Origin of the sequence: Planotetraspora sp. GP83, assembly GCF_041262585.1 — a bacterium.
Classification (GTDB): Bacteria; Actinomycetota; Actinomycetes; order Streptosporangiales; family Streptosporangiaceae; genus JAOEGB01.
The window spans coordinates 168,883-190,659 of the sequence record NZ_JBGCBZ010000012.1 but is presented as its reverse complement, the minus strand read 5'-3'; the positions used below and the strand labels follow the sequence as shown (position 1 = coordinate 190,659).

Here is a 21,777-nt window from a genome sequence, read left to right as displayed (position 1 = left end):
GGTGATGCAGATTTCGAATCAGAGTTTGGACCTCTGACCGTGACTACTAGTGCAGAGCGGGCGACTCGAACGGAACCGCGATCGAGCCGGACCAGAGGTTCTTGGCCGCGCTGTAGACGCCGTAGAGCTCGCCGTCGAAGTACGGGGAGATGCTGGTGTCGTAACGGTTGTTGCCGTCGGTGTCGGAGACGCCGATGGTGACACCGTTCAGGTAGCCGAGACGACGGCCGTTGTTGTACTTCAGCAGCCAGGACGAGCCGAGCGCGCCCTCGCCGGTGAAGGAGGACTTGACGGCCTGGAGTTCCTCGGCCTTGATCTCGGCCGCAGTCGCCTTGAAGGTCTTGCCGTAGGTCCACTTGAGGGTCGCGCCGGAGTAGGCGTAGTTGCCGTCCGGGTGCGACCCGCTCGGGTAGCCGAACACGAAGACCGGCTGGCCGATCTTCTGGTTGTAGGCCAGACCCTGCCCACCGACGTTGTCGCCCAGGCGACCCGCGTCCACGAAGGCCCACACGTAGTAGTGGCTCTCGTGCTCGCAGTAGTAGTTCGGGCCCTCCCAGTAGCGGAACTGGTTCTTGAAGTTCTCGTAGGTCGCCCGAGAGACTTCCCGCCACGCACCGGGGTTCTCGTCGAAGGGCTTGACCACTCCGTCGTGGTAGAAGCTGAGGCCGTTGTACACGGTGACGAACGCGTAGTCGCGGTCGCCGTCCTCGTAGACGTCGTAGTCGTAGTGGGTGAAGGCCTGCTTACCCACGTAGATGCCCCACGGGGTCTTGCCCTGGTAGTAACCGGGGATGAAGACCCACTTGTCGAGGGTCGCGGCGTTGGTCTCGGTGTCGTAGACACAGTGACCAGCGGTCGCCACCAGGTTGTGGTACGCGGACTGCACCGAGGTGGCCGAGCACCAGTGACGGTCGGGGCGGCTGTCCGCGTCCGGGCCGTCCGGAGTCGTGAAGAACACCTTGCCCGTGGTCTTGGGCAGGTTGACGTTCTTCGACTTGGCGGCGACCTTCTTCTCGTCGCCGATCGCCGGCACGATGCCGGGCTTGCTGTCGGGAGCCGGGCCGCCCTTGCTGATGTGCTTGGCGACGACCTTGGTCTCGACGTCGTACGGCGTGGCGCCGATCAGGTTGGCCGCCTTGTTGGCCTTCCAGTAGGCAGCGACCTCGTAAGCGGCGATGCCGTTGGTCGCGAGAGCGTCGCTGGCGACGTCCTGCGGGGTGGCCTGAGCCGGGGCGGCGAGGCCTGCGGCCAGGAGGCCGGCGGTGGCGACGAGGCCACCGAAGGCGAGAGTGCGCTTCAAGGGAACTCCTTGGTCTGTCGTGGGACGCCTCATGCGCCCCATGCGTCAGTAAAGGGATAGGCAGAAGATAGCGCACATAAGGCGCGTTTAAGGGGTTGCAGAAGAGTTTCTTGCGACTGGCTCGCCGACGACCGACTCTTTATTTTCGGGTTGACAGGATGACAGCCGCTCTGTGGTTGTCGCCGTCGCCGTTTCCGCAGCGTGCGCCCATTCCACAATCCCTTTGACGGCTGCTTACCAGCGTTGCGGAATGTCTGCGAGCCGAGGGTGTGACGCAGATCACATGACTACTGAAGGGAGGATGATCACCGGCTGACCTGGGGCTCCGTGGTGGTGACAAGCTGAGATTGGACGCCGTCGTCCGACCGGGGCATTTGGTTTACAGCAGAGCGCCGCGAGTTCTGTAGAAGTGTCACTCACAGAACTGGGGATGCTGAGGCGGCGGCAAGTCGAAGGCCCGGGAAAGCCGTCTTACCCAGGAAAACAAAAGGCCCGGCTGGCGGCCGGGCCAATTTGCGAGCGAACTTACGCGGGGGGCGCCGACGGCGACGACGTCGGGTGCGGGATCGCGGGCGACTCGAACGGAACCGCGATCGAACCCGACCAAAGGTTCTTGGCCGCGCCGTAGACACCGTAGAGCTCGCCGTCGAAGTACGGGGAGACGCTGGTGTCGATGCGGTTGTTGCTGTCGGTGTCCGCGATGCCGATGGTGACACCGTTCAGGTAGCCGAGACGGCGGTTGTTCTTGTAGCCGACCAGCCAGGAGGAGCCGATGGACCCCTCACCGGTGAAGGACGACTTGACGCCGACGAGCTCCTCAGCCTTGATCTCCGGAGCCTTGGCGCCGAAGGTCTTGCCGTAGCTCCACTTGAGCGTGGCGCCGGAGTAGGCGTAGTTGCCGTCCGGGTGCGAGCCGCTCGGGTAGCCGAACACGAAGACCGGCTTGCCGACCTTCTGGTTGTAGGCCAGACCCTGACCGCCGACGTTGTCACCCAGACGACCTGCGTCCTCGAAAGCCCAGACGAAGTAGTGGTTGTTGTACTGGCAGGTCCACGACTTCTTGAACTCCGGCGGGAACTGCTTCCAGGTGTCGTAGGACACCGGCTTCCACTGACCGGGGTTGTCCGGGACGTAGGGGACCACGCCGTCGTGGTTGAACTTGAGGCCGTTGTACACGGTGACGAACGCGTAGTCGCGGTCGCCGTCCTCGTAGACGTCGTAGTCGTAGTGGGTGAAGGCCTGCTTGCCCACGTAGATGCCCCACGGGGTCTTGCTCTGGTAGTAACCGGGGATGAAGACCCAGTTGTCCAGGGTGGTGGCGTTGCTCTCGGTGTCGTAGACACAGTGCCCGGCCGTGGCGACCAGGTTGTGGTACGCGGACTGGACCGAGGTGGCAGAGCACCAGTGCGGCAGGCCGTCGGCGCCGTCGAAGAACACCTTGCCCGTGGTCTTGGGCAGGTTGATGTTCTTGGACTTGGCCGCGACCTTCTTCTCGTCGCCGATGGCCGGGACGATGCCAGGCTTGCTGTCGGGAGCCGGGCCGCCCTTGGAGATGTGCTTGGCGACGACCTTGGTCTCGACGTTGTACGGCGTGGCACCGATCAGGTTGGCAGCCTGGTTGGCGTACCAGTAGCCGACCACGGCATAGGCCGCGATGCCGTTGGTGGCCAGAGCGTCGCTGGCGACGTCCTTGGGCGTGGCCTGAGCCGGGGCCGCGAGGCCCGAGGCCAGGAGGCCGGCGGTGGCGATGACGCCACCGAAGGCGAGAGTGCGCTTCATGGGGAACTCCTTGGTCTGTCGTGAGACGCCTCATGCGCCCCATGCGTCAGGAAAGGGATGCGCAGACTCTACAGCTCCCGGTTTGGCCCGTAAAAGCGGCATAAACCCCCCGTCGGGAGCGCCCAGGTTGTCGTGACCATTCCGTTATTGAGGTGCAGGCCAGATAAGCCGAATATCGGTCGGGAGCTTTCGACATCGAGGCAGCTGGGCGATCTCCGAGCCTTTTTCTGCTCCGGTTTGTCGACTGATTCCACAAGACTTTGTGGTCGAAAACTGTGACGAGGATCACACCATTGAAAGGGAACCAGTGCGGTCCCTGTCGCCCACGGCGCCATCAATCGTGATGGCTCCGCCCATCGGGAACGACTGTGTCCAGCCGCTGCGCAAGCCCCCTGAACAGTGTTTTCGTAGTCATCCCGTCACTCTGGCGATCACTGTGCGGTCCGAGGCGCGTCACCGGCGGCTCCGCTGCGGCGTGGCGCTCGCATGCCCGTGCGGCATGCCGGCTGATTGAGACGTAAGGACGGAGCGCCCGGGGCCGGGAGACTCCTGTCGCCGTTCGTCCCGAAGGGACGGTTATCCGGCAACGTCGTTTATCGGATGCCTTTGGTTTACACGAAAGTCCCACCCCTTTTTGTGGTGGAATGCCAAAAGGGATGGTGGACAGCCGGACACCTCAAAGCGGAACTCTCATCGTTCAGGGCTGAACCCTCCCTGCAGGCGATCAAGCCGTAGAGCCCGCCGTTGAGGTGCGGGATCGACTTCGATGTCGATGCGGTTGCCACCGTCGGTGTCGGAGATGTTCTCGGGCATGCCGTTGAGGTAGCGAAGGCTAGGCCGGGCACTCACGATGCTGGCAAGGTCACAACTAAGGTTGTAAGCCATACGTCCTTGCTACCTAAGCTGGTATTGGAGTTGAGTCCCGTGAGTGAGCCAGGGGGGCCGGAGAAGTGGGTCGGCAGTTCGGCCTCGTACGTATCTCCACGCGCAGCCGGCCAAACCGACGCGTGGACCGAGGAACTCGCCGTTAACGGCCGACAGGGTTCTCAACTGCTCCGCGAGGTGGCAGAGGTCGTCCCTCCTCTGCTGGTGGCAGGTGCTCTTCGGCTGCCAGAGGGAGAAACTGCGGTGGTCCGTCGCCGTGTCATGCTCGTTGACGAGCGTCCCGTTGAGCTCACCGACTCCTACTACCCGCTCTCGGTCGCGGCCGGAACCGGCCTTGCGGCGGCGCGCAAGATTCCCGGTGGCGCGCCGACACTGCTCGCGCAGCTGGGACACGTGCCGAGCGAGGTGATCGAGGACCTTACTGTACGGCCCGCCACGGCGGCCGAGGCGGAGGCGCTGGGATTGGAAGAGGGGGCACCTGTGATCCTTTTGGTCCGGCTGGTGAGGTCGGCGGATGGCGTGCCGTTCGAGGTGTCCGTGATGACGATGGTGCCGGAAGGGCGTCATTTCCGGTACAGCTTGAAGGTTGGTTGATCCATGATCCGGAAGATTGACGGGCGCCCGCGTCACCAGCAGATAGCGTCGGAGCTCCGGGCATTGATCATGTCGGGGGATCTGGCGCCTGGCGCCCGGTTGCCGACGACCCAGCAGCTCATGGCCCAGTACGGCATCACGAGCCAGACTGTCCAGCGCACCCTGAACGTTCTCAAGGACGAGGGCTTCGTCGTGGGACGTGCCGGGGTCGGAGTGTATGTCCGAGAGGACTTGGCGCTGGCGGTCTCGCCTGCCTCATACATGCCGCCAACCGGGGAAAGCGAGGCGTATCCGTGGATGACGGAAGCGGCGAAGCGGTCCCAGCGAGGGACGATACGTCTGCTCGAAGTCGCCAAGGTCCAGCCTCCGGTGAATGTGGCACTCGCGTTCGGGATGGCTGAGAACGACAGGGTGTCGATGCGTCACCAGGTCTTGATGCTGGATGACGCTCCTGCGGAACTCGCATGGATCTATCACCCCCTTGCCATCGCCGAAGGCACGCCCTTGATGGAGCGCCGCAAGATTGCCGGTGGTACGCCCAGGCTGCTCGCGGATCTGGGATTTCCTCCTCGGGAATGGGTGGACAACCTGTCGGTGCGGTTGCCCACTACCCAAGAGTTGGAGGTGCTGGAGCTGCCCGATGACGTGCCCGTGATTCGCACCTTCCGTGTCGTCTACGCGGATCACGTCCGGCCTGTGGAGGCGCAGATCCTGGTGAAGGGAGGGCATCTCTACGAGTTGGTCTACCGCCAACAGGTGAACTGACTCTTCTTCAGGGCTGTATCCGTCCGAATTCCGCTAGGAGCCGTCGGTGTCCAAGCCTTGCTACCTTACCCACTAAGGTAATAATGTTGCGGGTGCAAGGGGCAGCACAGGACTGGCGCGAGGAGGAGACGACGATGAGCGTCGACCCCATCGATTACCTGCGGGAACTGGCCGTAGAGCTCGAAACGAGACGCTTCGCCGTACGGCTGTGCGTGCAAGATGGCTCCACCCCCGCTCTTACTGTGGTCAATACCGAGGCGCCGGTCCTAACGGAAAGCATCCTGGCCGTCCCGGACGTGGACGGCAGGTTGTGGTTCTCCTTCTTCTGGAAGCGCATCACTCCCGTCACCGACCTCGTTGCGGCTGCCGACCGGATCGAGCGAGTGCTCGCTGAGGTCGGTCGTTAGCCTCTCGGCCTGCGAGGTCGGAGCAACACGCGAGAAGCGCGTTTCCGGATGCGCTGCCAACCCACATCCCCGCTGCCGTGCCCCTGATCTAAGAGGAGTGACATCCATGGGTCGGTTCGACACGGCGACCGAGTCGCTGGGGGACAGCCGCAATGGTCTGCGTGGCGCACAGATCCAGGTGAACCTTCCGCCGTCATTTCATGGCGTCCACGTGGCGCCGCTGCAGATGGCGCACGACAAGATCGCGTGGATTGCGCCCATGGCTCGCTGCAACCGGGTCCGTGTTCGCCGCCACACATGTGACTGCAAGGCCACGATCTACGAGCTCTGCGCCTCCGGTGGCCTGATGCTCGTCAGGCGTACGGTCAGGGCGCCGGAAGGTGCAGCTGTACGTGAAAGCGCCTGGCTTGTGACCGCGAAAGCAGCACATCTTCGGCGGCTCCTACTGCTCGGCCATGCTCGGTAGCCGCCGGACTCGCCGCAGCGTTGAGGTTGAGGAGAGAACCGGCAGCGTGGCGACAGGTGCTTGTCGATTTCTTGTCTATTTGAGTTGTGAATTTCGAGCCCACGACGGCGCAGGGCCCGGCCGATGGTGGCCGGGCCCTGCGGGGATCTAACGGTCTAGGCGATGGAGCCCGACCAGAGGTTGGCGGCGTGCTTGTAGATGTCGTAGAGCTCGCCGTCGAAGTACGGCGACAGGCTGGTGTCGATGCGCTGGTTGTCGTCGGTGTCCGACACAGCGATGGTGACACCGTTCAGGTAGCCCTTGCGGGTCGGGTTGCTGTACTTGTACAGCCACGCCGAGCCTGAGGCGCCCTCACCGGTGAAGGGGCACTTCACGGCGAGCAACTCCTGGGCCTTGATGTCGGACGACGCGGCCGCCCAGGTCTTGCCGTAGCACCACTTCTGGGTCTTGCCGGTGAAGGCGTAGTTGCCGTCCGGGTGCGACCCGCTCGGGTAGCCGAAGACGTAGACGTTGCCGCCCTTCTTCTGGTTGTACGCGAGGCCCTGGCCGCCGACGTTGTCGCCGAGACGGCCGCCGTCGACGAACTTCCAGATGAAGTACTCGTCGTCGGCCGTGCCGGGGCCGTGCAGGTCCTTCTTGGTGAACTGGTTGACCGCGGGGGTGTAGGTGCCGTAGCCGCGGTACTTATCGTACTGCGCCTTGGAGACCTTCTTCCAGTCGCCCGGGAGGGCGCCCCCGTCGTGCGGGGCCTTCAGGCCGTTGTAGACGGTGACGAAGGCGTAGTCGCGGTCGAAGTCCTCGTAGACGTCGAAGTCGTAGTGCGTGAAGGCCTGCTTGCCGACGTAGATGCCCCAGGGGGTCTTGCCCTGGTAGTAACCCGGCACGAAGACCCAGTACTTGAACGTGGCCGCGTTGGACTCGGTGTCGTAGACGCAGTGCCCGGCGGTCGCGACCAGGTTGCGGTAGTGCGACTGGAGCGAGGTCGCGGTGCACCAGTGCGGCTTCTCGTCGGCGTCGAGGAAGAACACCTTGCCGGTGGTCTTCGGCAGGTTGACGTTCTTGGAGAGGCCGCTCGGCTTGCCGCCGATGGGCTCGACCTTGCCCGGCTTGCCGTCGGCGGCCGGGCCGCCCTTGGAGACGTGCTTGGCCACGACCTGGGTCTCGACGGTGTACGGCGTGGCCGCGATCAGGTTGGCCTTGCTCTCGGCGTACCAGAAGGCGGCGACGTTCCAGGCCGCGATGCCGCTGCCGGCCAGCGGGTCGGAGGCGGTGTCGGGAGCCGCGGAAGCGGCGGAGGGGGCGATCAGCGCGGAGCCGAGGAGGCCGGCCGCGATGGCGGGGAGGATGAGGTGCTTGGCCCGGGTGTGCATGGGACTCCTTAGAGGAGAGAGAGGGTGCTAGGGAAAAGGTAGGAATGTGTGCTTTCACGCCGCTTGCAGATCGCTGACCACGCAGCCCTCCACCGCCGGCACCACCCACGCCGAGCCTCCCCGCGCCTTCCCGTGCCTCCTACGCCCGCCCGCGGCAGCAGAAAGGCCCGGCCGATGACGGCCGGGCCTCTGCTGGGGGGTGCTGGTGGAACTAGGCGATCGAGCCGGACCAGACGTTGGCGGCGGCCTTGTAGACGCCGTAGAGCTCGCCGTCGAAGTACGGGGAGACGCTGGTGTCGATGCGCTTGTTGCCGTTGGTGTCGGCCACGCCGCTGGTGACGCCGTTGAGGTAGCCGAGGCGGCGGCTGTTCTTGTAGCTGAGCAGCCACGCCGAGCCCGAGGAGCCCTCACCGGTGAAGGAGGACTTCACGCCGACCAGTTCCTCAGCCTTGACCGCGGGGGCCTTGGCCGCGAACGTCTTGCCGTACGACCACTTGAGCGTGCGGCCGGAGTAGGCGTAGTTGCCGTCCGGGTGCGACCCGCTCGGGTAGCCGAACACGTAGACGGACTTGCCGAGCTTCTGGTTGTAGGCCAGGCCCTGACCGCCGACGTTGTCACCGAGCCGGCCGAGGTCGATGAACTTGAGGACGTAGTACTTGCCGTCCTTGGACTTGCGGATGTGGTGGTCGTACTTGTCGTAGGTCGCCTTGTCGACCTGCTTCCAGTCCCACTCCGCGGTGTCGCGCAGGTTGGTGCCCGGACCGGCCTTGATGCCGTTGTAGACGGTCACGAACGCGTAGTCGCGGTCGCCGTCCTCGTACACGTCGAAGTCGTAGTGCGTGAACGCCTGCTTGCCGACGTAGATGCCCCAGGGCGCCTTGCCCTGGTAGTAACCCGGGATGAAGACCCAGCGGTCGAGGGTGGCGGCGTTGCTGTCGGTGTCGTAGACGCAGTGCCCGGCCGTGGCGACCAGGTTGCGGTAGTGCGCCTGGACCGAGGTGGCGGTGCACCAGTGCGGCCGGCCGTCGGCGCCCCGGAAGAAGACCTTGCCGGTCGTGCGGGGCAGGTTGACGTTCTTGGACGAGCCGCCGGACTTCTTCTCGTCACCGATCGCGGGGACGACGCCGGGCTTGCTGTCGGCCGAGGGGCCGCCCGTGGAGATGTGCTTGGCGACGACCTGGGTCTCGTACGGCGTCGCGTTGACGAGGTTGGCCGCCTTCTGGTTCAGCCAGTAGGCGACCACGTTCTTGGCGGCGATTCCGCTGGTGGCCAGCGGGTCCGAGGCCGTGTCACCGGCGGCCTGAGCTGGCGCTGCCAGGGTGGCCCCGATGAGGCCGGCGGCGGCGACGCCCCCGATGGGGAGGATCAGGCGCTTGACTCGGGTGTTCATGAAACTCCTGGGGATATAGCGGGGCGCCACATGCGCCCCATCCGTCAGTAAAGGGATAGTCAGGACACTACCCTCCGGATTTACGAGCGCTTTACCTATTTCGGCCGCCCGAGTCGCGTGACCTTTCCGTGATACTTCACAACAGGAGTCAGATCCGAGATCATCTTGTGACGTTCGCGCAGGTGGTGTCCGAGGACTTCTCGGTCAAGTCGGCCGGGTGTCGCGACGTCGGCGGGGTGCATTATGTGATGTAAATCACAGTGAATTTATGGCACCGTTTCGGGACATGCCACGTCTAATCCTCTTTGGATGCGGCGTTCGCGGCAGCCGTACGGCGTCGTACGGCATGGAAAAGGCCCGCGCGAGCGGAGCGAGCGCAATCAGGCGCGGGAGAGCCGGGCCCCGCGGTGCGCGGGTTGAGCGCGGGCGTGGCGGTTGAGCGCGGGCGTGGCGGGTTGAGCGCGGGCGTGCGGGATGGATGATCAGCTTGTGGACTGACGGGTGGCCCGCTGGTAGACGCGCTGGGTGAGCGTGTTGAAGTAGGGCGAGGAGATGGCGTCCACCCGGCCCCCGCCGTTCAGGTTCCAGGTCAGGCTGGTGATCCCGTTGAGATACCCGGTCCGCTTGGCGCTGTTGTAGCCGATCACCCAGGGGCCGCCGCTGGCTCCCGAGGTGAAGGCGCAGCCCGGCAGGCGTACTCCGTGCTCCACCTGCCATGTCGGGGCGACGGCGAACCGCTTCTCAGTGACGCCGTAGCACATCTTGACCGTCTGCCCGGAGTAGGGCCGGCTGCCGTCGGGCTGCGCGCCGGCCGGATAGCCGAAGGCGAAGGCGCCGCGCCCGGTCGGCTTGTTGGAGGCGAAGAGGAAGGCGCCCACCTTGTCCTCGAGCAGCCCGGCGTCGACGGACCGATACTGCACCTTGCCTCCCGCGGTGTAGGGCTGCCAGGTGAAGCCGCGGTGCACGGTGACGAAGGCGTAGTCGCGGTCGAAGTCACCCTGTCCCGCGAAGTCCTCGTGCATGTAGAGCGTGTGGCCGACGTAGATCCCGGCGTCGGCCTTGCCGTCATGGTAGGACGGGATGAAGATCCAGTCCTCGACCGGCTTGTCCTGCTGGAGAGAGAACCCGCAGTGCCCGGCCGTCGCGACCAGGTTCTTGTACGGCGAGTGCACCGCTGAGGCGGAACACCAGTACTCCTTGTCGCCGAGCTTGAAGAACACCTTGCCCACCATGGGCGGCACGCTCGGATCCTTGGCGCTGCCCCGGACGCCGCTGGTGGCTGTGGCGGTGGTGGTGGTGATGGTCGGTCTCGTGCTGAGCGCGGACCCCACCTCCAGGGCGGAGGTCGAGGTCTTGGCGGTGGGCGACGGCTTGGTGCTGGGTTCGTAGATGCTGGCCTGCTTGAGCCGCTCGGGGCTCCAGTAGGACGCCACCCGCTGCATGTCGGCCGCCGAAGGGGCGAGGGCGAAGGAGTTGACCCCGTCCTTGAGGGAGATCGACGTGCCTCCCGAGACGGGCCGCATCGACTCCGGCGCCGCCGTACCGGGGTTCACGAGCATGGCGACCACGCTCGCGGCGGCGACGACGCCACCGATGCTGAGCGCGAGGTGCCTGGCCACTGGGAACCTTCCGGCGTGGGGATATCGATCGTAAGGGGTGATTTTTCCAGATCAACACGGTTACGGCACAGCTTCTTGGCCAGCTTGTTATGAAACCAGTGGAACCGAAGGGATCTAGGGGACGTCAGATTTGCCCATGGGCGCGGAGTGGACGCTTGCTCGCGGGTGCCCCTCCCGCAAGGCTGACGACCAGCCGAAACCGGGGGGATCGAATGAAGCCACTCCTTGCTCTACTGGCCAGTACGGCTATCGCCACCGGCCCCGCGACCGCTCTCGCCGCGACGGTGCCTCCACCGCCGCAGCCGTCGGCGACCGCGAAAACCAGCTACGCGCCGGTGACCACATCTCATCTCGCCGCGCCTCGCGTGCGGGCGGTGATCCTGACCGTCGCGAGCGGAGAGAAGGCGCAGCCGCCGGAGCGCTACGCCCTTCTGAGCTGCACGCCGTCGGTCGGCGCTCGACTCGCGCGGGCCGAGGCGTGTGCCCTCCTCGAGAAGGCCAAGGGCGACCCGGCCAACCTTCAGCCGAGCCGTGACACCTACTGCCCGATGATGTTCAGTCCAGTCACGGTCACGGCGACCGGGATCTGGGACGGCAGGTTCGTCCGCTTCGAGCACACCTTCGGCAACGACTGCGAGCTGCGCTCGACGGCGGGCTCGCTCTTCGACATCTGAGCCGTCCGAGCCGTCCGAGCCGTCTGCGCATCTGAGCCATGTGAGCCGCTTGAGCCGCTTGAGTCGCTTGACTCGCTTGCGGAGAGGGCCCGGTGGATGGACGTCCACCGGGCCCTCGGCGCCTGACCGAATGGCCGTGCGGTCAGAGAGCGCGTGTCACCGCGTACGGATCAGCGCCCGTGCGGGTGAACGCGGCGCTCACGCCTCAGGGAGTCCACCGGTTGGCGGCCACCTTGTAGACGTCGTAGGTCTCACCGTTGAAGTACGGCGACGAGATCCGGTCGTAGCGGTCGTTGCCGTCGGTGTCCCACGCCACGCTGTTGATGCCGTTGAGGTAACCGGTCCGGCTCTTGCTCTTGTAGTTGTACAGCCAGGGGCCGCCGCTGGCGCCGGCGGTCATGCCGCACTTGAACCCGATGTGCTCCTGGATGTTGTACTTGGGAGCCGCCGGCATGGCGCTGGTCTGGCCGTAGCACCACTTCATCGTGCGCCCGGTGAACGGCCGGTCGCCGTCCGGGTGCGGGCCGGCCGGGTAGCCGAACGAGAAGACCTTCACCTTCGTGCTGCGGTTCCAGGTGAGGCCCTGGCCGCCGACGTTGTCGCCCAGGCGTCCGACGGCCGTCTTGGTGAGCTGCCAGGCGTTGCCGGCCTTCTGCCACTTGATCTTGAAGCCGGAGGCGACGTTGACGAACGCGTAGTCGTAGTCGTAGTCCTCCTTGACCACGAAGTCGTCGTGCGCCTGGAACCACTGCGCCGGGTAGATGCCGTAGGGCGCCTTGCCCTCCCACGCCTGGTCGCCGTCCCAGTACGACGGGATGAAGACCCAGTGGTCGTAGAAGTCGTTGGTCACCGGGTCGTAGATGCAGTGCCCGGCGGTCGCCACGACGTTGTGGTACCGGCTCTGGACCGACGTGCCGGAGCAGTACTTCCAGCTCCTCGGGTCCAGCGGGTTCTGGCCGGGCAGCGTGAAGAACACCCGGCCGACCGTGTTCGGCAGGTTGACCTGCTTGGTCTTGCCGGACGTGCCTTTCTCCTCGCCGATCGGCGGGACGACGCCCGGCTTGCCGTCGGGGGTCGCCTTGCTGACCTTGCCGAAGCCCTTGACGGAGTTGCCGAGTTCTTCGGTGTAGTCCTTGGCCGCCCGCAGCCTCTCGGGTGACCAGAAGGCGACGGCGTCACTGGCCGACTCCGACGCCGGCTTGGCGGTGACGTCGTTCGGCCCGGCGCTGATGGCCGCAGCGCTGGAGGCCGACTGGGTGGCGCCGACCACGCCGAACGCGAGAAGCGATCCGGCGAGGGGGATGGCGAGGCGCCGTGCTCGGGAAATCATGGAGCTCCTTTCCCCGGGACGTCTGAGGGTGCGTCCCATTCGTCAGGAAAACGCTCCGAACATTAATAAGCCGATCTTTCCTCTTGCTCCGGATATAACCAGAACAATCAGCAGATTGGCCTATCCGTTATCGATGCCGAGCGGTTATGGATGGCGTCTGCGCAGCTCAGAGGCAATTTTGACGGGCGGTCGCGCGGGTCGCTCGCCCGGTTTACCGGCCATTCTTGACGGGTCTTTCTTCTCATTGACATGAATCCGCATCGGCGGTTCTGTTTGGTCCCGCTGATCGATCCTCGTCACAAATCGGACGGCGTCGGGCTGTTCGCGGAGAACCAGGTCACCCAGCGGCGCTGCCAGGGAGTCTCGACCGCGCCGTGGTTGTGATGCTCGCGGACCCAGGCGACGGCCCCGTCCGGCGACAGGCCCGCGAGCGTGGCCAGGCAGGCCATGACCGTGCCGGTACGGCCCACGCCTCCGTTGCACGCCACCTCGACCCGCCGTCCCGTGCGGGCGCGCTCGCGCAGGTCGACGATCGACGCGGCGGCGGCGTTCCAGTCGAGGGGCAGCAGGAAGTCGGGCCAGCGCACCCACTCGTGCGGCCACTCAAGGGTCGTCTCGTGCCGGCGCCGCAGCCGGGCGGAGCCCAAGTAGAGCCCGAACTCGGGAAGGGGTCCGCCCGGTGCGGGAGTCCGCAGGCCCCGCCCGCGCACCCATGTGCCATCGGGCATCTGAATCGCCCCAGTGAGCAACGCCGCCATACGCCGATTGTCACGTCGAGCCGGGGAGCCGGCGACATTCGCCACCTTCCGTACACCTTTTCGAAAGTGCTTGAGATTGAGTGACCGACCCATTACTGACGCGGCTCCTACTGAGCCAGTGGGGGTCCACCGCGGGGGCCACGTCAAGGCGGCCGACCGGTCCGCGTCGACGGCCGTGCATATGTGCGGGCTGTGGGTGTGTTCATGGACCCCTGTCGCACAACTCCCTGTCGGTGCCGGAGCGAGGCCTGGGGCAGGTCAGAAGGCAGGTCCGGGAAAGGAGGTGGGGGTACTGGTGATCCCCCCTGACGTGATCTTGATTGGGTGGCGGAGTAATGTTCTGGCATGTTCGCCGTAACCGCCACGCAGACCGACCCGGACAACCCGCTCAAGGGGCTGACGCTGGGGGAACATCCCGAGCCGGGGGTCCCCGACGGGTGGACGACCGTCACCGTCAAGGCCGCCGCGCTGAACCACCACGACCTCTGGACGCTCAAGGGCGTGGGCATCAGGCAGGAGCAACTGCCCATGGTCCTCGGCTGTGACGCCGCCGGCCTCGACGAGGACGGCAACGAGGTGATCGTCCACTCGGTCATCGGCACACCCGTGAACGGCGACGAGACCCTCGACCCCAAGCGTTCCCTTCTGTCGGAGGTCCACGACGGAACGTTCGCCGAGAAGGTCGCGGTTCCGAGGCGCAACCTCGTCCCCAAGCCGGCGGCTATCACCTTCGAGGAGGCAGCCTGCCTGCCCACGGCTTGGCTGACGGCCTACCGCATGCTGTTCGACAAGGCCGGGCTGGAGCCGGGCTCGACCGTGCTCGTCCAGGGCGCGGGCGGCGGCGTGGCCACGGCTCTGATCGCGCTCGGCCGTGCCGGAGGGTTCCGGATGTGGGCGACGAGCCGCTCAGAGGAGAAGCGCACCCGAGCCCTGGAGTTGGGCGCCGACCGGGTGTTCGAGACGGGCGCGAGGCTGCCGGAGCGAGTCGACGCCGTGATGGAGACGGTCGGCGAAGCGACCTGGAGCCACTCGCTGAGCGCGCTGCGCCCCGGCGGCCGGATCGTGACCTGCGGGGCCACGAGTGGTCTGGTGGCTCCGACGCAGCTCTCCCAGGTCTTCTTCCTGCAGAAGTCCATCATCGGGTCCACGATGGGCACCCGCGAGCAGCTCGCCAGGCTGGCGGTCTTCCTGGAGCAGACAGGAGTGCGGCCGGTCATCGACCGGGTCCTTCCTCTGGCTCAGGCGGAGGACGGTTTCGCCGCGATGTACCAGGGCGACGTCTTCGGAAAGATCGTCTTCACTGTCTGATCCGCTATACGTCGAGGAGGGCCCGGCACTCCCGGAGGGCGGGCTCGGTGCCCCCGCCCTCCAACCGGAGAGCCCCTGTCTGAGGGGCCTCCGAGGCTTCGCGCGGCGGGGGAGGCGGCAGCCGCAGAAACGGGTTGCGCCAGCCGTACGGGCTCATCGCCGCTCCTTCCACGAGGCGGGCGGGGGGTCAGGGGCGGAGGGTGTCGCGGATGCGCTGGGCGGCCTCGTCCAGGACGGCCCGGCACTGCGCGAGCGCGGCTTCGGTGACCCCGCCCTCGCTGGCCTCCCGCCTGATCTCCGCGACGAAGTCGGCGAGCATGCGCCCGAGCTCGGCGTCGTGCACCGGGCCGCCGTCCCTCTGGGGCGGCTGCCCGGACAGGGACCAGGTCTCCTCCCAGATGCGACGCCAGTCTCGCTGCCAGCGCTCGGTTTCCTCGCGCAGCCGCTCCTTGTGGTGGCGCCACTCCTCCTTCTGCTGGCGGAGCGTGTCCTTGGCCTGCTGCCGCTGCCGCCGCCACTCCTCCTTCTGGTCCCGCCAGGCGTCGCGGTTCTCCCGTGCGGCGTCCTTGTTGATGTCCCGGGCCATCTGGGTGAGCTCGTGGCGGAGCGACCGTACGGTCTGCCGCACGTCCTCCTTGACCTCGCGGGCGATGTCCTGGACGGAGGCGGTGATCTCCTGCTCCAGCTCGGCGAGCTCGTCCATCCGGTCGTTCAGCTCGTGCCTGCCCTTGTCGGTGAGGGTGAAGACCTTCTTGCCGTCCACGACTTCGTGGGTGACCAGGCCCTCCTCCTCCAGCCGCGCGAGCCGGGGGTAGATCGTCCCAGGGGAGGGGGAGTAGACGCCGAGGAAGCGGTCCTGCAGGAGCCGGATCACCTCGTAGCCATGTCGTGGGCTCTCCTCAAGCAGCTTCAGCAGGTACAGCCGGAGCCGTCCATGCCCGAACACCGGGCTCATTCCTTCTCCTCGCCTTCGGCTCGGAGTGGCATTGGCGATGCGCTGCGCTGACTGATTCGCTCGCTCATGCCCCCTCCTCGTTCGTTATGGTGGCGGGCTGCCCGCTCAGCAGCGTGATGTCGCCGGACACCGTGGTGGCCGAGAGGGAGGCCATGCCTCCGCCGAGGCGGCCGGTGATCGACTTCATCCCCGGGTGGCTCACGCCCTGCAGATCGGGGAAGGCGGATTCGATCCTGCCCGAGGTGGAGCGGATGGTCACGTCGCTGTCGGCGGTCCGCGGGAGCCGTACGACCACGGTGCCGGAGATGCTGTTCAGCGTGACATGGCCGGTCGGGGTGAGCTCCAGATCGGTGGTGATCCCACCGGAGACGGTGTTGGCGCGCAGCCGCCGCGGGGTCCCTCCGGCGACGGTCAGCTCGCCCGAGACGCTGCTGAACGACAGATCGCCGGCCAGGCCGCGGCTCTCCACCGATCCCGAGACGGTCTCGGCGTGCACGTCGCCGCTCACGCCGTCCAGGACGATCTCGCCGGAGACGCTCTTGACGCTCGTGCGGCCCTCCAGCCCGGCGACCACTGCGGAGGCGGTGATGACACCGGCCTGCACGGGGCAGTCCTTCGGCACGGTCAGCGTGAGCGTGGTGGACCGGGAGCCGGGCCGCAACCAGCCCAGGATGCCGTCCCAGGTCAGGTCCTTGTACGCCACGGTGAGGTGGCCGTCGTCATCGTGCGTCACGATCAGCGGCGGCGTGCGGATGTCGGTTACCTCAAGGGTGGGTGGCCCATCACTGGCGAGCACGGCCAGGCGGCCGGCCACGATCCGCACACTCAACCCGGTGACCGGGCCGAATGTGAGCTGTTCGGGTTTCTCGATCGACCAACGAGGCATTGCCCGGCCCTTCGACGCGAACTTCACCGCCCTGGTGCGGGCGTGAGGGCAGGTTCACCTGTCCTAAGAACACGATATGTCGCGTCTCCGGAAAGTCAAGATGTATCGCGTCTCCGGCGATGCCGTACGCGAAACAGTCGTCCCGTGGCGGCGTCGGTCAGTCGTCCTCGTCGAGGCGGGCGAGCCAGGTGGCCAGCCGCTCGACGGGGATCTCGAACTCGGGGTTGAGGTCGACGAACTCGCGCAGCCGCTCGGCCAGCCAGCCCACACTGACCTCCTCGTCGCCGCGCCGGTCGACGAGCTCCTCGATGCCCCTGTCGGTGAAGTACATGCTGCTCTTCGCTCCAGTTACGGGGAAGTCCCCCACAGCGGGACCGTGGGGGACTTCCATGGTGTCGTACGGCTCGCGCCCTCCGCGCTAGCCGAAGATGGCGTTGAGGATCGCGGCCACCTCGGCGTCGTGCTTGGAGTGGGAGCCCGTCGCGGGCGACGAGTTCGGCGTGCGGGAGACGCGCCTCATGGTGAGGCCGCCGAACAGCTCCGGCTTCTCCACCATCTTGAGCGAGAGGTACGGCCAGGGCCCCATGTTGACCGGCTCGTCCTGCGCCCACACGAGCTCGACGCTGTCGCTGTACCGCGCCAGCTCGGCCTTGAGCGGGTTCTCGGGGAACGGGTAGAGCCGCTCCAGGCGGATGAGCGCCACGTCCTTGCGGCCGGTCTTCTCCCGCCCGGCGAGGAGGTCGTAGTAGACCCTGCCGGAGCAGACGACGACCTTGGTGACCGCCGACGGATCGACGCTCGCGTCGCCGATGACCGGCTGGAAGGCGCCGGAGGTGAACTCCGCCGTCGCCGACGCCGCGGCCTTGGCCCGCAGCAGCGACTTGGGCGTGAACACGATCAGCGGCTTGCGGCGGTTCGACAGCACCTGCCAGCGGAGCAGGTGGAAGTAGTTCGCCGGGGTGGTGGGCTGGGCCACGGTCATGTTGTCCAGCGCGCACATCTGCAGGTAGCGCTCGATGCGGGCGGAGGTGTGGTCAGGGCCCTGGCCCTCGTAGCCGTGCGGCAGGAGCAGTACGACCGAGGAGCGCTGGCCCCACTTCTGCTCGCCCGACGAGATGAACTCGTCGATGATCGACTGGGCGCCGTCGGCGAAGTCGCCGAACTGGGCCTCCCAGGCGACCAGGGCGTCCGGCCTGACCACGCTGTAGCCGTACTCGAAGCCCATCGCCGCGAACTCGCTCAGCAGCGAGTCGTAGATGTAGAACTTCGTGGTCCCCTGGTTGAACGTCTTGAGCGGGGTGTGGTCCTCCCCCGTTACCCGGTCGACGAGCACGGCGTGGCGCTGGCCGAAGGTGCCCCGGCGGGAGTCCTGCCCGGCCAGGCGGACGGGGTGCCCGTCGATCAGAAGCGAACCGAAGGCGAGCGTCTCGCCCGTGGCCCAGTCGATCGCGTCCTCGGTGATCATGGCGCCGCGGCGCTGGAGCACCGGGGCGAGGCGCGGGTGCACCGTGAAGCCCTCGGGCAGGTTGAGCTGGGTGTCGATGACCCGCTTGACCGTCTCCTCGGAGATGGCGGTCTTGGTGTCCTCGTGCGACCACGGGATCAGCTCGTCCGGCTCCGGCGCGACGACCGCGCCCGGCTCCAGCGGCCGCTTCGTGGCCTCGCGGGTCTCGGTGAAGGCCCGCTCCAGTTGCTCATGGTAGTCGCGGAGCGCCTGCTCGGCTTCCTCGACCGTGATGTCCCCGCGGCCGATCAGCGCCTCGGTGTAGAGCTTGCGGGTGGACCGCTTGGCGTCGATCAGGTCGTACATCAACGGCTGGGTGAAGCTGGGGTTGTCGGCCTCGTTGTGGCCGCGCCGCCGGTAGCAGACCAGGTCGATGACCACGTCCTTGCGGAACACCTGGCGATACTCGTAGGCGAGCCTGCCGACGCGGACCACGGCCTCGGGGTCGTCGCCGTTCACGTGGAAGATCGGCGCCTGGATCATCCGGGCGACGTCCGTGGCGTAGACGGACGAGCGCGAGCTGGCCGGGCTGGTGGTGAAGCCGACCTGGTTGTTGACGACGATGTGGACCGTGCCGCCGGTGCGGTAGCCGCGAAGCTGGGACAGGTGCAGCGTCTCGGCGACCACGCCCTGGCCGGCGAACGCCGCGTCGCCGTGGACCAGCACGGGGAGGACGGTGAAGCCCTCCTCGCCGCGCTCCAGGAGGTCCTGCTTGGCCCGGACCACGCCTTCGAGGACGGGATCGACGGCCTCCAGGTGGGACGGGTTGGCCACCACCGAAGCGGCGATCTTGGTGCCGTCCGCGGCGACGAAGTCGCCGGCCGCCCCGAGGTGATACTTCACGTCGCCGGAGCCGTGCGCGCTGCGCGGGTCGAGGTTGCCCTCGAACTCGCCGAAGACCTGGGCGTACGACTTGCCGACGATGTTGGCCAGCACGTTGAGCCGGCCGCGGTGGGCCATGCCGATGACGACCTCGTCGAGGCTCTCGGCGGCGGCCGCGCTGATGACCGAGTCGAGCAGCGGGATCAGCGACTCGCCGCCTTCGAGCGAGAACCGCTTCTGCCCGACGTACTTCGTCTGGAGGAAGGTCTCGAACGCCTCGGCGGTGTTGAGGCGGCGCAGGATGTTGAGCTGCTCCTCACGCCCGGGCTTGGCGTGCGGCTTCTCCACCCGCGCCTGGATCCAGGCCCGCTCCTCGGGGTTCTGGATGTGCATGTACTCGATGCCGACCGTGCGGCAGTACGTGTCGCGCAGCACGCCCAGGATGTCGCGCAGCTTCATCAGCGGACGTCCGCCGAAGCCGCCGGTCGCGAACTCGCGCTCCAGGTCCCACAGGGTCAGCCCGTGGGACTTGATGTCGAGGTCGGGGTGCTTGCGCTGGCGGTACTCGAGCGGGTCGGTGTCGGCCATGAGGTGGCCGCGGACCCGGTAGGCGTGGATCAGCTCGATGACCCGGGCGGACTTGGCCACATCGTCGTCGTGGGTGGCCGAGATGTCCTGCACCCAGCGGACCGGCTCGTACGGAATGCGGAGCGACTCGAAGACCTCGTCGTAGAAGCCGTCGGCCCCGAGCAGCAGCTGGTGGATCCGGCGCAGGAAGTCACCCGACTGGGCGCCCTGGATGATCCGGTGGTCGTACGTGGAGGTCAGCGTCATGACCTTGCTGATCGCCAGGCGGGACAGCGTCTCCTCCGACGCGCCCTGGTACTCGGCCGGGTACTCCATCGCGCCGACGCCGATGATCGTGCCCTGGCCGGGCATCAGGCGCGGCACCGAGTGCACGGTGCCGATCGTGCCGGGGTTGGTCAGCGAGATCGTGGTGCCCTGGAAATCCTCCACGCCGAGCTTGCCGGCGCGGGCCTTGCGGACGACGTCCTCGTAGGCCACCCAGAACTTGCGGAAGTCCATCGACTCGGCGGCCTTGATCGACGGCACGAGGAGCTGGCGGCTGCCGTCGCTCTTCTGCACGTCGATGGCGAGGCCGAGGCCGACGTGCTCGGGCTTGACCAGGACCGGCTTGCCGTCCACCTCCGCGTAGGAGTGGTTCATCTCGGGCATCGCCTTGAGCGCCTTGACGATCGCGAAGCCGATCAGGTGCGTGAAGGAGATCTTGCCGCCGCGCCCGCGGGAGAGGTGGTTGTTGATCACGATGCGGTTGTCGATGAGCAGCTTCGCGGGGACGGCCCGCACGCTGGTCGCCGTCGGAACCGCCAGCGAGGCCTCCATGTTGAGGGCCGTGCGGGCGGCGGCGCCGCGCAGCTTCTCCTCGGCCGCGCCGGCCGGCACCGGGGTGGCGGCCTTGGGCTTCTCCGGAGCGGCGGCGGGCTGCGCCTTCGCCTGCGGAGCGGGCGCCTGAGGAGCCGTCTGCGGCGCCGGGGTCACCGGAGCGGCGGGGGGAGGAGGAGCGGCGGCGGTGGCGCCGTTCGATGTTCCGTTGGGGGTCGTGGGGGGAGCTGACTTCCCCGTTCCGTTGTAGTCAGCGAAGAAGTGCCACCAGGCCTTGTCCACAGACTCGGGATCCTCGAGGTACTTCTGGTAGAGCTCGTCGACAAGCCACTCGTTTTGCCCGAAGCTTGCCAGCGGGTTTGTCCGCGACGACTCAGACGACACGGCGGAAATCGCCTTCTTCCGCAGATCGGCGTTGATGTTACATGAACCTGTCCAAGGCTACTCGCCCTGAACAGTGAGGTGCGCCCATCAGGCCGCAGGTCCCGGTCCATCCTCCCAGGACCGATCAAACAGGTCACGCGCAGGTAGTCCGTCTGGGTGGTGAGGTGACACTTACCGCATGGTCACACTGGCGTCGCCGCTGATCAGGCGAGTCTCCACCCGGATTTCCGGTGTGATGGCGGTCAGTAGCCCGGCCAGCTCGGCGCCGGCGGCGTCCAGCTCGACGAGTGAGAGCGGCTTCAGCCGTTCCAGCAGGAACAGCGCGTCCACGGTCTCCTCGGTGATCCTCGTGCGGACGCACTGCCGCCAGTTCCACCGCCGGCAGGTGACGCCCGTGTCGTCGCGCCAGACGACCTCGCCGATCTCCGGGTCGCCGAGCGCCTCGTCGGACGGCTCGTCGCCCTCCGCCCGGACCAGGCGGGCGGGGCCCTCGTAGCGGCCCAGGTCCTCGCCGCCGATCGGCAGGCCGTGCCGTACGGACACGGCGTTGTAGGCGTCGACCACGCGGTTGATCTCGGGGAGCGGCATCCGGCGGATGAGGGCGTCGACGGACGGCCGGGTTCGCTGCGGCTTGGCGCCGAACGCCCGGTAGGCCGCGCGCCACGCCTCGATCTTCTCGTGGTCGAGCGGTACGGCTTCCGCCGCCGCGTCGGCGAGCCAGCCGCGCGACCTGTCGTCGGAGGGCCCGTTGCGCAGGCCGTACGCGCCGATGACCAGCACGGCGAAGTCGGGGCGCAGAGCGGTGACGGCGGGGTCCACCCGGATGTCGTCGATCACGCCCTCCAGGCTAGGGCCTGCGGAGGTGGCTTCGTGGGACTCGAGCAACCGGTGCCCCCCCACCCCCGCGTGATCATGCACAGATTCCCGGGCAGGGGTGGCTGGCTGGGCAAACGCCATACGTGATCATGCACGCATTCCTCTAGCACTCGTTCCACGTGCGGGAACACGGTTCGTGATCATGCAATATCGCGAGGTTCCCAAGTGCATGATCACGAAGTGAGAGTGTGCAGGCAGGGCCCGTCGGCAGGGAAGGCGTGCATGATCACGCGGCTCGGCGGGGGCTCCAGTAGAACGATATTCGGTGAGGGGGCACAATCGGGGGTGCGAAAAGGGTGGA

Annotated in this window: 18 protein-coding genes; 6 read left to right on the top strand and 12 right to left on the bottom strand. The window is 66.9% G+C overall.

Going from position 1 to position 21,777, the window contains the following annotated elements; genetic code table 11:
* Nucleotides 1-46: 46 nt before the first annotated feature.
* Both ABH927_RS18860 and ABH927_RS18855 read right to left on the bottom strand, forming a co-directional pair.
* Nucleotides 47-1,300 (bottom strand): serine protease, encoded by a 1,254-nt coding sequence (locus ABH927_RS18860; RefSeq protein ID WP_370023250.1) that lies wholly within the window; start codon nucleotides 1,298-1,300, stop codon nucleotides 47-49.
* Nucleotides 1,301-1,825: 525 nt separating this feature from the next.
* Nucleotides 1,826-3,079, bottom strand: a complete 1,254-nt coding sequence (locus tag ABH927_RS18855; protein ID WP_370023248.1) for a serine protease — start codon at nucleotides 3,077-3,079, stop codon at nucleotides 1,826-1,828.
* 744 nt (nucleotides 3,080-3,823) lie between these two features.
* On the opposite strand from ABH927_RS18855, the gene ABH927_RS18850 reads away from it, so the two are divergent.
* From ABH927_RS18850 to ABH927_RS18835, 4 genes are all read left to right on the top strand, one after another.
* Nucleotides 3,824-4,558, top strand: a complete 735-nt coding sequence (locus tag ABH927_RS18850) for a GntR family transcriptional regulator (RefSeq protein ID WP_370023246.1) — start codon at nucleotides 3,824-3,826, stop codon at nucleotides 4,556-4,558.
* 3 nt (nucleotides 4,559-4,561) lie between these two features.
* A complete protein-coding gene (locus ABH927_RS18845) occupies nucleotides 4,562-5,323 on the top strand; it encodes a GntR family transcriptional regulator (protein ID WP_370023243.1) in 762 nt (253 codons plus the stop codon).
* 134 nt (nucleotides 5,324-5,457) lie between these two features.
* Entirely contained in the window at nucleotides 5,458-5,730 is a 273-nt protein-coding gene (locus ABH927_RS18840) for a hypothetical protein (protein ID WP_370023241.1), read from the top strand.
* 106 nt (nucleotides 5,731-5,836) lie between these two features.
* Complete coding sequence (locus ABH927_RS18835; protein WP_370023239.1) at nucleotides 5,837-6,196, top strand: hypothetical protein; 360 nt, start codon at nucleotides 5,837-5,839, stop codon at nucleotides 6,194-6,196.
* A 155-nt stretch (nucleotides 6,197-6,351) separates the two neighbouring features.
* On the opposite strand, the gene ABH927_RS18830 is transcribed toward ABH927_RS18835, so the two are convergent.
* The 3 genes from ABH927_RS18830 to ABH927_RS18820 form a co-directional block, all read right to left on the bottom strand.
* Complete coding sequence (locus ABH927_RS18830; protein ID WP_370023237.1) at nucleotides 6,352-7,566, bottom strand: serine protease; 1,215 nt, start codon at nucleotides 7,564-7,566, stop codon at nucleotides 6,352-6,354.
* 211 nt (nucleotides 7,567-7,777) lie between these two features.
* The gene (locus ABH927_RS18825) at nucleotides 7,778-8,956 is read right to left on the bottom strand and encodes a serine protease (RefSeq protein ID WP_370023235.1); all 1,179 of its coding nucleotides are present in this window, start codon (nucleotides 8,954-8,956) and stop codon (nucleotides 7,778-7,780) included.
* Between the two features lie 482 nt (nucleotides 8,957-9,438).
* Nucleotides 9,439-10,575: a serine protease gene (locus ABH927_RS18820; protein ID WP_370023233.1), complete on the bottom strand. Its 1,137-nt coding sequence runs from the start codon at nucleotides 10,573-10,575 to the stop codon at nucleotides 9,439-9,441.
* Between the two features lie 212 nt (nucleotides 10,576-10,787).
* Here ABH927_RS18820 and ABH927_RS18815 point away from each other — a divergent pair, with 212 nt between their 5' ends.
* A complete protein-coding gene (locus ABH927_RS18815) occupies nucleotides 10,788-11,249 on the top strand; it encodes an SSI family serine proteinase inhibitor (protein WP_370023231.1) in 462 nt (153 codons plus the stop codon).
* A gap of 205 nt (nucleotides 11,250-11,454) precedes the next feature.
* Here ABH927_RS18815 and ABH927_RS18810 read toward each other — a convergent pair whose 3' ends face one another.
* Complete coding sequence (locus ABH927_RS18810; RefSeq protein WP_370023229.1) at nucleotides 11,455-12,579, bottom strand: serine protease; 1,125 nt, start codon at nucleotides 12,577-12,579, stop codon at nucleotides 11,455-11,457.
* Between the two features lie 296 nt (nucleotides 12,580-12,875).
* Entirely contained in the window at nucleotides 12,876-13,307 is a 432-nt protein-coding gene (locus ABH927_RS18805; protein WP_370023227.1) for a protein-tyrosine phosphatase family protein, read from the bottom strand.
* Between the two features lie 375 nt (nucleotides 13,308-13,682).
* Between ABH927_RS18805 and ABH927_RS18800 the strand changes: the two genes are divergently transcribed.
* Entirely contained in the window at nucleotides 13,683-14,645 is a 963-nt protein-coding gene (locus ABH927_RS18800) for a zinc-binding dehydrogenase (RefSeq protein ID WP_370023225.1), read from the top strand.
* 187 nt (nucleotides 14,646-14,832) lie between these two features.
* On the opposite strand, the gene ABH927_RS18795 is transcribed toward ABH927_RS18800, so the two are convergent.
* From ABH927_RS18795 to ABH927_RS18775, 5 genes are all read right to left on the bottom strand, one after another.
* Nucleotides 14,833-15,600: a helix-turn-helix transcriptional regulator gene (locus ABH927_RS18795; protein WP_370023223.1), complete on the bottom strand. Its 768-nt coding sequence runs from the start codon at nucleotides 15,598-15,600 to the stop codon at nucleotides 14,833-14,835.
* Nucleotides 15,601-15,664: 64 nt separating this feature from the next.
* A complete protein-coding gene (locus ABH927_RS18790; protein WP_370023221.1) occupies nucleotides 15,665-16,486 on the bottom strand; it encodes a DUF4097 domain-containing protein in 822 nt (273 codons plus the stop codon).
* A gap of 157 nt (nucleotides 16,487-16,643) precedes the next feature.
* Entirely contained in the window at nucleotides 16,644-16,817 is a 174-nt protein-coding gene (locus ABH927_RS18785; RefSeq protein ID WP_261584049.1) for a DUF6104 family protein, read from the bottom strand.
* Between the two features lie 87 nt (nucleotides 16,818-16,904).
* Entirely contained in the window at nucleotides 16,905-20,600 is a 3,696-nt protein-coding gene (locus ABH927_RS18780; RefSeq protein WP_370023219.1) for a multifunctional oxoglutarate decarboxylase/oxoglutarate dehydrogenase thiamine pyrophosphate-binding subunit/dihydrolipoyllysine-residue succinyltransferase subunit, read from the bottom strand.
* A gap of 171 nt (nucleotides 20,601-20,771) precedes the next feature.
* Nucleotides 20,772-21,437, bottom strand: a complete 666-nt coding sequence (locus ABH927_RS18775; protein WP_370023217.1) for a B3/4 domain-containing protein — start codon at nucleotides 21,435-21,437, stop codon at nucleotides 20,772-20,774.
* Nucleotides 21,438-21,777: the final 340 nt, after the last annotated feature.